Genomic DNA, 13,578 nt, shown 5'->3' with positions numbered 1-13,578 from the left:
CAAAGCTCATCAAAGGGGCATGCCTATCTCGAACAATGAATGTTTACTTTCAGTCCGAAATCCTTAAATTGTACTCCGCCTGTGAAATTGCCATGATTGTGGGCAATACACCATACCGCTGCGCCAAGAACAACCGTTGCGCCAAGTGCAAGAAGAACCGCAACAAAAATCAGGAACCAAGCTTGATCAGCTGTGGTCACCATTGTTGAATAATCCACTGCAGGTGCTGCATAATTCATTATAATTTCCTCCTTTAATTTGTGTTTTTTGCATTTTATAAGATCAGAAGAACAGTAAGTATGCTAAAGCTATCTCGAACAATGAATATTAACTTTAAAACCGAAGTCCTTGAACTGAACACCGCCTGTAAAGTTTCCGTGGTTGTGTGCTACACACCATACTGCTGCTCCAAGAACAACTGTTGCGCCAAGTGCAAGAAGAACCGCAACAAAAATCAGGAACCAGGCTTGATCAGCTGTGGTCATCATCGTAGAATAATCCACTGCAGGTGCTGCATAATTCATATATTTCACCTCCCCGTCTTTTTTTGACTGCAAAAATGGCTTTTCCCCTCCGCCGTTTTCACACCTAAATTCTATCACCCTAAAAAATTACCAAAATAGGGAAACAGTATGGTTTCTTCCAATTGTATTTCTAATAGAAGTTTGTATAATCCCTTTCTAACTACCCGAAAAACGACAGGATTCGATAGATTATGAAAGCAAAAAGCCTATTCCGGTATCATGCATGAAACTGCCTGACATCGAATTAGGCCGAGATAACTTCTATTTGCTCTCATTTTGCTGAAATCTCTTGTCTGCTGAAGAATAGCCACTATTTTCACAGGACTTTAAAACCCTATTTGGAAAAAATTGGACTTTAGAAACAGACGGCGTTTCACCATTCTTTTTTTACAAGGGGGTCCTATGAGGTTTTCCTTACATTACGGCATTCGTTTTTTCCATTCTGGAAATTTCCTGGATGATTTCCTGATAGAATTTTTCCTGGCTGTTCCCCTTTCTTGCTTCGCTGACAAGCACCCCGTCTTTCATAAACATCACCCTGCTGCAATAGCTTGCCGCTAAGGGGTCATGGGTGACCATCATCATCGTTGTGTGTATCTCTCTATTAATTTTAGCAAGAATATCCAGAACATCTCTCGCAGATTTTGAATCCAGATTTCCTGTCGGCTCATCTGCTAAAAGGAGCTGCGGTTTATGAATGATGGCTCTGGCGATCGCTGTGCGCTGAGCCTGTCCTCCGGAGATTTCGTACGTCCTTTTATTCAATATCCTGCTTATGCCGAGCTTTTCTGCCAGCTCTCCCGCTTTCTCATTCATTTCCCTGACCTTCCTGCCATCGAGCGTAAGCCCAAGCACCATATTTTCTTTCACAGTAAGAGTGTTCAGCAGGTTAAAATCTTGAAAAACAAATCCCAATTCTCTCCTTCTAAAAAGCGCCAGCTCGTTTTTAGCTAAGTGATGAGGATGGCTTTCTCCGAGGATCACCTCGCCTGAAGTCGGCTGATCAATGGTTGATAAAACATTCAGCAAGGTGGTTTTCCCGCTCCCTGACGGCCCCATTACTGCTGCGAACTCTCCGTCTTCAATCGTAAAATTCACTTCTTTCAATGCCTGAAAGGATAGTTTCCCTTCATATATTTTTGTCAGATCTTTTACTGTAAGCTTTGCCATGGTATCACTCCTTTTATAGTGCTTTTAGCAGGTTTCGAATGTATTGGGAACGGATGAACAAAAAGTAAAAAAGCTGGAACAGAGCAAAGCATGAAAGAACGAGGGCAATTTCACTCCAAAGCTCTGTGCTGAACATATGGGAAAGAGCAATGAGAGCAATGAAGCCATGAACAAGAGCCACGCCGACCGGAACGAAAAACAAAAGCCCGATTTGTTTTGTCACGATTTTCGAAAGCTCCTTTCCAGTCAGTCCAAGCTTTGCGATCGCTTTGTACTTTAGAGAGTCTTCTTCAAAATCAGCGTAGAGCCGGAAATACAGGAAGCTTCCGGCAGATGCAAAAAAGACAAGGCCGATAAACAATCCAACAAATAAGAAGATATTGATTTCTTGCTTCGTTTCCTGCATCTTCAGAGCATAGGAGGAGAAGGAATAGGCATTGTCCTCAGATGTTCCAATAGCTGATTGAAGTTTTTGAGCAATTTTTCCAGTTCTTTCAGGCTGTTTTATATCATAGGAAACAGCGCTGCGCTCTTTTCCAGGAATGCCCTCATACACCCTGTCAGGGACGATCAGGGCATCTCCCGCCTGCAGTCTTCCTGGGTAAACGATGTTCTTTTGAACGCCTGAAACAGCAAGTTCTTGAGGGGAGCCTTTTAGAAAGATCGGCTTTTCGTATGTTTGACGGACGCCTTGTGCATACAGCAGCTCAGCCGGCACAATGTAATTTCTATTATTTGATGCTGAAATCTCCTTTTTCCCCGCATTTTTGGCAAAGGCGTTGTAATCTGATTTTTTTATAACAGTATAAATGTCACCAGAACCCGTCTCCTCGGAAATTTTATATTTCGCTGATAGCTTGCTGTATGGAAACTGATTCTTTTTCAGCTCCTTTTCTATTAGGAGCTGATGCTGATCAGACAAAGAATTCCCTGCATCAGACAAATAGGTGAACGCGTGCTTTTCCTGAATACTAGTCCCTTTCAGCATAAGAGATCTGAAGCCGACAAGTGTGCCAATAGCGGAAAACGCCACTGTTGAAACAATGGCTACGATGAAGAACATTCTGGCGTTATCCTTCATCCGAAAGGCGAGATCTGAAAGAGTCACGATGTTTGTTCTTTGCAAGTAGATCGATTCATTGCTTCGAAGTTTGTTGATCAGGTAGACACTTAACTGTGTAAAGAGCAAATAGGTGCCTATAATCACAAGAGTTGAAACAGGGATCATCGCCAGTACAACCTCTTCTCCCCGCGCCATCAGGGCTGCCGCATACCCTCCTGCCAGAAGAACAGCTGCCAGCACAGCGCGAATGGCCCCCGCTTTTGGCTCAATCCTTGGTTTCTCAGAGCCTTTTAACAGCTCAATCAGTCTTCCGGTTCGCAGAAAGAAAGATGTAAAAAGCGAAATGATCAGAAAGAGAAGCAGAAAAGCGATGGATGTCAGCAAAAGGGCATAAACTGGAATGTAAAACGGCAGAGCTTCCTTCATATTTAGAATTTTTGCTGAAAGGACTAAAATACCTTTAGAAAAAAGAAGCCCAAGACCTGTTCCTAAAGCAATAGACAAAGCACCAATGGCCAGATTTTCTATAAAAACCAGCTTCCTGAGCTGCATAGGTGTCATGCCATGCATAATCAGCAGGCCGAATTCCTTCTTTCTGGATTTGATGAAGGTACTCATGGAGTAAAGGATAAAGAAAAAAGTAAAAACATAAATAATAAATTCCGCGAAATGCATGCCAACAGCCGCATTTCTCAGCCTTCCAGCTGAAAGCGACGGGTGAAAGGCAAACATGGCATAAATAAAGAAAACCATCACACAGAATGTACTGCTGAAAAAATAGGCTGCATAGTTCCTAAAGCTGCGGAACACATTGTTCAGGGCAAGCTGCCGAAACGTCAAAATCGCCACTCCTTTGTATTAAATGTATTAATCATTATAGTACACTTAATACAGTAATGGATTTGGCTAAAAGTGTCAATAAGAAAAGCGGAAGCATAACTGTGACTTATTGAAAATAAAAAAACCTCTCCAGATCATGACCTGGAGAGGTTTTAAGCAATTCTTATTTTTTCATTTCATCATATTGACGGGCAACTTCCTTCGCCAGTTCACTGCTTTCATCAAGCTTGCTGACTTCTTCCAATACACCAAGAACACCGTTTTCAGCTAATTTTTCCTGCAGCTCCACTGCTTCCGGATCTTCGTTGCTGTCAAAAAGAAGAGCGGCAGCAATTGCTTTTGCAAGATTGCCGTAGGAAAGGCCGAGCTTGCTTGCTTCCAGTGCCGGACGAATCAGTCTGTCCTCGTGGCCCAGTTTCCTTAAAGGAGAGCGGCCAACCCTTGTGACGCCGTCTTTCAAATATGGATTTTTAAAGCGTCCGATGATTTTTTCGATATATTGCTGATGCTCGCCTTCGTCAAGCCCGTAGCGTTCAACAAGATAGGCTCCTGTTTCTTTAAGGGTAGCTTTGACCTGGCTGTAGATTTCTTCATCATTCAATGCCTGGTCAATCGTTTCTTTTCCGGCAAGATAACCGAAGTAAGCTGTAACAGCATGCCCTGTGTTCACTGTGAAAAGCTTCCGCTCAATGAACGGTGCCAATTCCGGCACAATTGTCATGCCCTTAACTTCAGGAATGTCGCGGTCTGTTTCAACAACCCATTCATAATAAGCTTCTACAAGGACATCTAACGACCCTTTGTTATCCTGAATCGGCACAATGCGGTCAACAGCTGAATTGAAGAAAAAGACTTTGTCTGAAAGGCTTGCTTTTGCTTCTTCATCCAGATGGGTCAGGATATGGTCTTTTAAGATATCTGTCGCAGAAATTTGATTTTCGCAGGCAATCACATACAGCGGCTGTTCGCTTTTTTTGACTCGCTCTGCGATCCCCTTTGCAATTAGCGGAGCGATGCGCGGAAGAATGTTCGGACCGATAGCTGTTGTGACAAAATCCGCTGTTCCGATTGCTGCGATTACTTCTTCTTCCTGTTTCATATTATTCAGGCCTGATACATTATGAATGTCTGTTACTTCGACTTGGTCTGCGGCTGTTTTGACTTTATAGGATTTCTCTTCATTCAATTGGTTAATAATCTCATCAGCAATGTCGACAAATGTTACATGATACCCTGATTGTGAAAACAGCGAGCCGATAAAGCCTCTTCCGATATTCCCTGCTCCAAAGTGTACTGCGTTTTTCATCCTCATCATTCCTTTACAAGATTATTTTGTAAAAAGCTATAAAACGTTTCTTCTAATTTTCTTCGAATCATCTGCTCATTGGAAGATGAGAAGACGAGCATGTTTTCAGCACTCTCCACAATAGCGGTGCTGACCATGCTTAAAATCTCCAGCTGTTTTTCCCTCATTTCATCAGGAGCAAGCAAAAGGAGAATGTTTCTTGCCTTCATTTCTCTTCTGTCCATACCCATCAGCGTGCACGGTTTTCCAAGATGGGCAATTCTGAAGACCATTTCTTTAATGCTTTCATGACGGCAATGAAACAGTGCCATGCTCGTCCCTGGAATGCCGAGACCTGCCTGTTTTTCCCTTTGAAGCAGCTGTTCGTAAACACCTCTTACATCGCCGATCAAACCATCTTCCTTGCACCGCTTCGCCATCTTCAGCAAAATGCTCTGATAATCGCTGCCGCCTTCACTGTCTGTTACTTGAAGGTTTTGCAGAATGCTCTTCATGCTTGTTTGCGTATCTTCCATATCCTGAAGCATTGTTTGAAGCGAGGGCAATTCTCTTGCCGGTTCCTCTTTTTCAGCATCAGGCTGAGCGGTGTATTGATGGCTCTTTGTCAGCTGCTGAATGCTCTCGCCAAGCTGTATCCGGATAGACTGAATATCCTCGTCCCTGAGAAGCGGATTGACAAGTACGTATTCCTGGTGAATCAGGGGAAGGCGGACAGTCGAAATCACAATGTCAAATGCTTCATGATCTGTTTCCTGCAGCTCTTTTAGAGAAGAGATCTGGACAGATGTAATTTCCGGTATTTCTTTTTTAATCCTGCTCGCGAGCATCTTTGAGGTGCCGATTCCCGTTGGACAGACAACAAGTGCTGTAATCGGCACTGTCTCCTTTCTAAGCTCAAGAGCTGATCCAAAATGAAGCACAATATAGGCCGTTTCTTCTTCCGGGAACACAATATCCGCAAATTCCTGCTCAAGGGCCTGCTTCACAGCCATAAAAAGCACAGGATATTTTCTTTTTATATCCTCAGTCAATGGATTGAAGGAGCTCAGCCCCTGGCCAATTCTGAACAAGGAAGGCTCCATATGGGCAAGCAGCCCCTGAAACAGCGAAAAATCTGATGTCAGGTCTACATTCAGCTGCTGAGAGACATGCTGGATGATCTTTTTTAGCGACCGGCCGATTGTGACGCTGTCATAGTAAAGATTTTCAGCTCCCTGTACCTTCGACCCTCTCCAAAGCAGCGCAAGATAGCCAAAATCAGAACTGTGCATCGGGATGCCGAGTTCATCCTTGACCCTTCTGCCAATCTCTTCGGCCAGGCGGTACTCTTCGAATTCTTTCGCATACTGGTCCATTTCCTTTTCAGGCAGAAAAAAACCTGATTCGTTCCGCTGCATGGTCAGACAAAGGTGAATAAGCAATCCCATGTAATCATTATCTGCAAGCCTTGTTAATCCAGCATTCACTTCGCTCAGCCACTGGTCTGCTTTTCTAAGATAGCCTGGCTTGAAGTAATGAAGAACAAGGCCCTCCCCTTCCTGATTCTGCTCTGCAAGGGAAAATAGCGTTTCAATCAAGTCTTCATTAAAATAAAGCAGATAGAAATTGGCAAGAGCCTTTCTGCAGGCTTCTTCCGTCGCAAGCAGCTCCACTCCAACTCCCTTTTTTCTTGTGAGCTTCATTCCATAGGCGCTCAGCCATGAGGCAAGCTCATCTAAATACGCAACAAGCGTTGTAACACTGATTCCAAGATCTCCTGCCAGCGGAGCAAGCTTGAGTGAATCATGGCTGTCCATCAGCTGCAGCAGGATCAAAAGCTTCCTTTCCTCTGCCGACAAATCAATCGGCTTCACCATCACAAGTGTCTGAATGAGCCGGAATATCCGTTCATCCTTGCCTGAAATGGAAAAGCCTTTTTCATTTGTTTTGACAAGCTCCAATTCAAACCGTTCTAAAAGATGCTCAATATTTTTCAGATCGCGCTGAACGGTTCTCACACTGACATGCAGATGATCCGCAATGGAGTGTGCTGTATGCTTGCCAGAGGTTTTGATTATCGTTTCAATAATGGCTTTTTCCCTTGCAGTAACAAACATCGCATCCACTCATTTCCGCTTAAGCCTTCAACTGTTTGGTAAAACAGGAATAGAAAGGCGGAAACCGCCTTTCTAGCCCATTTTTTATTTATTTAATCCGCCGATGACGGCCATTAATTCACCAGTCGTTTTTGCCGCAGCCATTTTCTCGATGTTTTCCATATCAGAACATGTAACAGCAATGCCTGACAGAATTTCAAGATGTGTGCCGTCTTTTCCGGCAATTCCGAACAGCAGCCTTACTTTGCTGCCGTCAAAATCAACGCCATCCGGAATTTGAAGAATCACTACGCCTGACCGCAGCACGTCTTTTTTCGCATCTTCTGTTCCATGAGGGATAGCTACATCGTTGCCCATGTAGGTAGATGTCAGTTCATCCCTTGCAATCATGGCGTCAATATAAGATTCGTTGACATAGCCCCCGTCCACTAATACTCTGCCTGCAAAGCGGATAGCTTCCTCTTTGCTGCTGAAAGATTGATTGATGAAAATGTTCCTTTCGAGCAGAACCTGATCATCTGCTTCTGGAGCAGGCACTTCGTCTGTTTCCGGTGAAGGCTGATCGGCAGGTGCTTCAGGAGCTTCTTTCGCTGCTGCTGCTTCTGAACCGCCGCTTTTCAGATCTTCTACCAGCTTATCGTATTCCGGAGACTGAAGGAAATTATCTACTGAAATGTGATACGCATTCGGTACTTTATGACGAGCCCTTGGTGTTAATTCTTCCTGTGTGATGACAATTTCAGCATCTGCCGGAAGATTTGAAATGGCAGAATTAACAGATGTGATATCTAATCCAGCTTCCTTCAATTTCTTTCTTAAAATAGAAGCACCCATCGCACTGGAACCCATACCTGCATCACAGGCGAAAATAACTTTTGATGCATCTGCAGGGAATTCACCGCTATTTTTAGCAGCAAATGTGCCGGCAACACTGCTTTTCTTGCCTTTCATTTCCTGCATTTTGTTTGCCGCAGATTCAAGATCTCCTGCTTCTGCTTTGCTTGTTCTAAGCACGATAGCAGAAACGATGAAGGATACGGCAGCCGCAACAGCAACGCCTAAAATGTTCGCGATGTAGGTTGCTGGATTATGCGGTGTTGCCAATAGCAGGGCGATAAAGCTTCCTGGTGATGCAGGTGCAAGCAATCCGCCGTTTAAAAGTACAAGTGTGAACACACCGCTCATACCGCCAAGGATCGCTGCAATGAACAGCATTGGCTTCATTAGAATGTAAGGGAAATAAATTTCATGAATACCGCCGATAAATTGAATGATTGCTGCACCAGGTGCTGACAATTTCGCTGAACCTTTTCCGAAGAAGCAGTAAGCGAGTAAGATACCAAAGCCTGGTCCCGGGTTCGCTTCAAGAAGGAACAGAACAGATTGGCCATGCTGCTTCGCCTGATCGATTGCGATTGGTGAAAGCACACCGTGATTGATCGCATTGTTCAGGAACAATACTTTTGCCGGTTCAATAAAGATGCTTGTGAGCGGTAAAATACCAAGCTTGATCAGCCAGTCTACCCCTGCGACAAGCCAGCTGGTAAAGATGCTGACTCCTGGGCCGATTGCTAAAAATGAAAGAATAGCAAGAAGGCCGCCAAGAATACCTGCTGAAAAGTTATTGACGAGCATTTCAAAGCCAGCTTTTATTTTTCCTTCAATAGCCTTGTCAAACTTTTTAATCACATAACCGCCGAGAGGACCCATGATCATGGCACCGAGGAACATTGGGCTATCGGTTCCTACAATAACGCCCATGGTGGCAATGGCCCCAACGACGCCTCCCCTTTGGTCATGAATCAGTTTACCGCCTGTGTACCCGATTAAGAGCGGCAGCAAGTAGGTAACCATAGGACCTACTAGTTTATTTAGCGCTTCATTCGGCCACCAGCCTGTCGGAATGAATAGTGCTGTAATCAAACCCCAGGCAATAAATGCACCGATGTTCGGCATAACCATTGAGCTTAAGAAATTCCCAAACCGCTGAACGCCGACTTTTATGTTAGATTGAGCCATTTTTGCTCGCTTCCTTTCTTAAAATATACTGATGCTAGCCTACTTCAATCTTAGGCCTTTAACCGGTTACATACAATAAATAGGAAATCTAACTTTGTCATAGATTAGTGCGACATAACTTTGGTTTGCTGGATTTGGATGCACTATATTATTACCCGAAACAGGTGCATTGAAAAGCAAGCTTCTCTTCAGGCTGAAAAGAAGGATGAAGAAGACGCTATGCTTGGTGCGAATATTGGACTAATGACTGCTCTGCTTTTATATATTAATGGAAACTTTATCCCTTTTTCCCCGACTAATTCTTTGTAAATAGGAGGAAACGAAGCATGCCTATCCGAAAAACTCTTTTCATTTCTGCTGCTCTTTTCTTAGCTTTAACAGCATGCACAGGTTTATCGAAACACCCAGCACATCAGAAATTTAGGATACTAGCAAGCGAAAAAACTTTGCCTGATAACTTTTACGATATTTCCTTTAAAAGAAAAACTCCTCCTAATTTTGAATACTTGGTTAGAAGAGCCACAACTTCATCGGAATTTGCAAAGGGATGGGCTATGTATGGATTTGAAGAGAAGATGCCGAAACCGGACCTGAATCAAAAAGATATTTTTTTCATCGGCGTGCAGGAGTCTGGGAGCTGTCCTTACACCATTGATGAGATCAAAAAAAGCCATGATCAAAAAACATTGAAGGTTCCTCTGTCAAAGCCAGAGGGCATGTGCACAGCTGATGCCACGCCAAGAGCCTTTGCTATCGAGATTGACAAAAAATTAGCTGAAGGTGTGAAGTTCATCACGGTTGTGCAAAGCGAAATAGAGACGCATGTACCGGCAGAAAAACTTTAATAAAGGAGACACGGCCATGAAAAACCTTCAGTACCCCATTGGTAAGTTTCAAAAGCCTGAAGACTGTTCGCAAGATAAGCGGGCAGAATGGATTCAAGTATTGCAGGCAGCACCGGAAAAATTCAAATTGGCGGTAAAAGATTTAAATGCTGAACAGCTGGACACTCCCTACCGCCCCTCAGGCTGGACCATCCGGCAAGTCATTCACCATGCAGCAGACAGCCATATGAACAGCTTTATCCGGTTTAAGCTTGCTTTAACAGAGGAGGAGCCTATAATCAAAGGCTACAATGAGGCTATGTGGGCTGAGCTTCCAGATACGAAAGCTCTTGATCCCGATTGGTCTCTTCAGCTTTTGAAAGGACTTCATCAGAGATGGGTTTTCCTTCTCAACGGGATGACAGAGGAAGATTTTCAGAGAGGGTTTTATCATCCTGAGATGGAGACTGTGATTCCGCTTGATGTGACGCTGGCTTTGTATGCCTGGCATAGTGAGCACCATTTGGCGCATATTGTTGAGCTTAGGAAGCGGATGAATTGGACATAAAGAAAGCGGCGGCCATCAGGATGGCGGCCGCTTTCTCAATTTAAGCGAATTGCCGTCTTTTTGCCGCTGAATATAAGGCAGAAAGACCAAGGATAGCTGCTGCTCCAGCATAGACAAACCCAATCGGCGCTCTGTCGGCTGCAAAGCCGGTGATGGCCGAGCACATTCCAAACACCAGAGCGATAAGGGTGCCTTGAGCCGAGTAAACCTTAGGCATCTGATGCAGTGCTGCTGATTGCTGAAGTGCCGTTGTCATGCAGACTGTTTTCACTTGTTCCATTATACCAAAGAGTGCAGAGGCAGTAAGAGCCGCTGCAGGCGATACCGTCAAACCGAACCATAATGTGGAAAGGGCGATCCCAAATCCGCCAGCAGGGATTAAGAACCTAAGATGCCGTTCAAGGAAATTTGCGCATCGGAAACTAATTAAACCGCCTGCAATTAAGCCAAGGAAGAAGCTGGCATTAATGTAGCCCCACCACTCTTCTCCCATTTGCAGCTGTTCTTTCACATAGATGTACAGAAGGGCGGCAATCCATACAGCTCCTGTAGCTGTTTCTAAAATAAGGAGAATATGGATCGTTCTTAACGCCGGAACTTTCCAAATAACCTGCCACCCTTCTTTCACAGATTCCCATTTTGAAGCTGGGACTGCCTCCTGTGGGCTTTTCTTTATCCGGACAGCTCTCATCAATGCAGTGGAAGTGAAAAAAAGCAGAATGGTAATCCAGAGAAGCGGCATTCCCCCAACAGCTGCTCCGAGAACGCCTCCTAAAGCCCAGCCTCCGAGCTGTACCGCCTGATCTAAAGTCGCGACAAAGCTGTTCGCCTTCATTAGCTCTTCCCGTTCAACCAATGATGGAAGCATTGCATTCCTGGCGGGACCGGCAAAGCCATCCAAAAAAGAGATACAGAACACCAAAGTAAAAAGCACAAACAGCATGCTCCTGCTCTCCGCCGCAAGAACTAAGAGCAGCAGTGTTTTCCCCCCTTGCGAATAAAACAGCAAAGACTCAAGCCGGAACTTATCCAGCAATAACGGAGCCAAAAGGCCGCTGATCATTTTGGCGATCGTGATGCACAAGGGAACAGCTGCAAGAATCATGGCTGAACCAGTCAATTGGTATAGAACCGCAATCAGTCCGGCAATGTAGAAAATATCTCCGGTATTAGCAAGCGTCTGGCCGATCCAGAGATAACGAAAAGATGGTGATTTCATCGTTCCAGCCCCTTTATTCAATTGTTGTCTTATTTAAAGGGGCTTTTTTACATTGGGACGGTCTCCTTTGTTATCAGTTATTCTTATTATAAGAGATGTTTTCAGCTTTCGGAACTCATTTATTTCATTAGAACCCTACTGGTGTATTCAGCTTTTACACTTTCATTAGAGGCCGAATGGATGGAAAGGAGTGCGTTCAGGCAGATCCAAACAGCGAATCCTGCAACAACAGCTGTGCTGCCGCTTTGTTTGAAAAGATTAGGCTTGTACATAAAAAGATTCAGAAGCAAAAGGAATTGTACTAAGCACCCAACTATTGCATCCATCTCATTTTTAACAGTAAGGTCCACATGTTCTTTGAATTCCATTAATTGTTTTTTATTATAGTCATTTTCGCTGAAGGAGGCAGTTTGGCCATCCTTTTGACGAATGATCCACTCATTTTTATGAGATAATTTGATTTGATAGCCTGCTTGAGAAAACAGATCCTTTCCGTTTGATATGTAAGTGCCGTTTTTAAATTCCGCCGTTGATGTAGCATGGAATAAATAATAGATGGCAGCAGCTAAGACAAGCAGACTGATAATGGTAGCCGGTATCTTCAGCAAGAGCTTATTTGCATTTTTCAAAGGCATCACCTATATTCTCATAAATAGATTTAGCTTTTACGGAAGTGATTGCAGTGAAGTGGATGAGCAAAAGAAGGGAAATGACTCCAAAGATCATCGCAAGCCTCTTAAGTTGGAAATACTTCGTTTTATCATTAAAGCGATGCTGATAGAGATTCGAAATCAGCAGTACAAGAAGACTGAACAGAACGCCAGTAAAAGCATAGCCCTGCTTGCCTGCAGCATCCCTTACCGTCTCTCTAAACCGTTCATATCCCGCTTGTACGAACGGCGTTCCTTCTCCCCTGGTCTCAAGTGTGCCTGAACCCCAGCCATCCGTTAGTTTCCAGCTGGCAGGCTTTGCTTTGCTTCCATAAAATAAATACGCATTTCCAGAAAAGTAATCCCTGCCTTCTGTAACCAAATTTCCCGCTTCATCGATCCTGACCCTTTCATATGAGATCAGCAGCAGAAAAACAACTGCTCCAAAAAGGATAATGGCAGCTGCCGATGCAATCCCTCTCCCCAAACTGAACACCCCTCTTGAACCCCTGTTTTCCACTTTAATACCCTTGTCTTTCTCTAAAAGAGCCGAGACATTCGTCCCATCATCACGACAAAAAAAACCGTCCACAGGCTGCGGACGGTTTTTTCGTTAAACTTATAGCGATTTTACAGCATCCTCTACAGAGGAATCCCCAGATACAAGATCAAACGCACGCTTATACGTCTTCTCCTCTTCAAGAGAAGCTGCAATTACCGCTGCAACATCTTCTCTTGGAACAGAGCCTCTCTCAAGCTGCTCCCCAACAGAAACTTTTCCTGTGCCAGGATCATTCAGCAGTCCTCCCGGCCGGACAATTGTATAGTTCAGGCTGCTGTCTTGAAGGGCTTTGTCTGCGTAGTGTTTGGCAACATAGTAGGATTTTAACTTTTCATTCCAGTTTTCCCTGTTATTCGCCTGCAGCGCACTGACCATTACAAATCGCTTCACTCCTGCTGCTTCTCCAGCTTCCATCACTTTTACTGCACCATCCAGATCAACGAGCAATGTTTTATCGGCTCCCGTGCTGCCGCCTGATCCTGCGGTGAAGACGATGGCATCCTTCCCTTTCACAGCTTCTGTAAGATTTTCGACTGAATCTTCCAGGTTGGCCATTACTGTTTCTACCCCGCTGTCCGCATAAGCATCAGCCTGCTCCTGTTTTCGCACCATCGCAATGGGGGTGTGTTTGCCGTCGTTTTTCAGCTTATCAATCAGCAGTTTTCCAATCTGTCCATTTGCTCCAACAACTAAAACTTTCATTTCCATCGCTCCCTTCTTCTTGTCCACTATTGTGC

The 13,578-nt window shown here is 44.3% G+C and carries 13 protein-coding genes; 2 read left to right on the top strand and 11 right to left on the bottom strand.

What is annotated here, in order from left to right:
* Window positions 1-23: 23 nt before the first annotated feature.
* From LRR81_RS17480 to LRR81_RS17450, 7 genes are all read right to left on the bottom strand, one after another.
* Window positions 24-239 carry a hypothetical protein gene (locus LRR81_RS17480; protein ID WP_231790686.1) on the bottom strand — a complete coding sequence of 72 codons (216 nt, stop codon included), beginning with the start codon at window positions 237-239 and terminating at the stop codon, window positions 24-26.
* A gap of 69 nt (window positions 240-308) precedes the next feature.
* Entirely contained in the window at window positions 309-524 is a 216-nt protein-coding gene (locus LRR81_RS17475) for a hypothetical protein (RefSeq protein WP_231790685.1), read from the bottom strand.
* A 414-nt stretch (window positions 525-938) separates the two neighbouring features.
* Window positions 939-1,694, bottom strand: a complete 756-nt coding sequence (locus tag LRR81_RS17470) for an ABC transporter ATP-binding protein (RefSeq protein WP_231790684.1) — start codon at window positions 1,692-1,694, stop codon at window positions 939-941.
* Window positions 1,695-1,707: 13 nt separating this feature from the next.
* Window positions 1,708-3,597, bottom strand: coding sequence for an FtsX-like permease family protein (locus LRR81_RS17465; protein WP_231790683.1), 1,890 nt, complete (start codon window positions 3,595-3,597; stop codon window positions 1,708-1,710).
* 163 nt (window positions 3,598-3,760) lie between these two features.
* Window positions 3,761-4,903: a mannitol-1-phosphate 5-dehydrogenase gene (locus LRR81_RS17460; RefSeq protein WP_231790682.1), complete on the bottom strand. Its 1,143-nt coding sequence runs from the start codon at window positions 4,901-4,903 to the stop codon at window positions 3,761-3,763.
* A gap of 5 nt (window positions 4,904-4,908) precedes the next feature.
* Entirely contained in the window at window positions 4,909-6,999 is a 2,091-nt protein-coding gene (locus tag LRR81_RS17455) for a BglG family transcription antiterminator (protein WP_231790681.1), read from the bottom strand.
* An 84-nt stretch (window positions 7,000-7,083) separates the two neighbouring features.
* Window positions 7,084-9,018, bottom strand: a complete 1,935-nt coding sequence (locus LRR81_RS17450; protein WP_231790680.1) for a PTS mannitol transporter subunit IICBA — start codon at window positions 9,016-9,018, stop codon at window positions 7,084-7,086.
* Window positions 9,019-9,344: 326 nt separating this feature from the next.
* On the opposite strand from LRR81_RS17450, the gene LRR81_RS17445 reads away from it, so the two are divergent.
* Window positions 9,345-9,863, top strand: coding sequence for a hypothetical protein (locus LRR81_RS17445; RefSeq protein WP_231790679.1), 519 nt, complete (start codon window positions 9,345-9,347; stop codon window positions 9,861-9,863).
* Between the two features lie 16 nt (window positions 9,864-9,879).
* Window positions 9,880-10,410: a YfiT family bacillithiol transferase gene (locus LRR81_RS17440; RefSeq protein WP_231790678.1), complete on the top strand. Its 531-nt coding sequence runs from the start codon at window positions 9,880-9,882 to the stop codon at window positions 10,408-10,410.
* A 40-nt stretch (window positions 10,411-10,450) separates the two neighbouring features.
* On the opposite strand, the gene LRR81_RS17435 is transcribed toward LRR81_RS17440, so the two are convergent.
* From LRR81_RS17435 to LRR81_RS17420, 4 genes are all read right to left on the bottom strand, one after another.
* On the bottom strand, window positions 10,451-11,629 hold the full coding sequence (locus tag LRR81_RS17435) for an MFS transporter (protein WP_231790677.1): 1,179 nt from the start codon (window positions 11,627-11,629) through the stop codon (window positions 10,451-10,453).
* 119 nt (window positions 11,630-11,748) lie between these two features.
* On the bottom strand, window positions 11,749-12,258 hold the full coding sequence (locus LRR81_RS17430; protein WP_231790676.1) for a hypothetical protein: 510 nt from the start codon (window positions 12,256-12,258) through the stop codon (window positions 11,749-11,751).
* Window positions 12,242-12,766 (bottom strand): hypothetical protein, encoded by a 525-nt coding sequence (locus LRR81_RS17425; protein WP_231790675.1) that lies wholly within the window; start codon window positions 12,764-12,766, stop codon window positions 12,242-12,244. Before LRR81_RS17425 ends, LRR81_RS17430 begins: the two co-directional genes overlap by 17 nt.
* Before the next feature lie 132 nt (window positions 12,767-12,898).
* Window positions 12,899-13,543 carry an SDR family oxidoreductase gene (locus LRR81_RS17420; protein ID WP_231790674.1) on the bottom strand — a complete coding sequence of 215 codons (645 nt, stop codon included), beginning with the start codon at window positions 13,541-13,543 and terminating at the stop codon, window positions 12,899-12,901.
* Window positions 13,544-13,578: the final 35 nt, after the last annotated feature.

The sequence above is a fragment of the Metabacillus kandeliae genome, from assembly GCF_021166585.1.
Classification (GTDB): domain Bacteria; phylum Bacillota; class Bacilli; order Bacillales; family Bacillaceae; genus Metabacillus_B; species Metabacillus_B kandeliae.
This window is presented reverse-complemented; position numbering and strand designations above follow the sequence as displayed.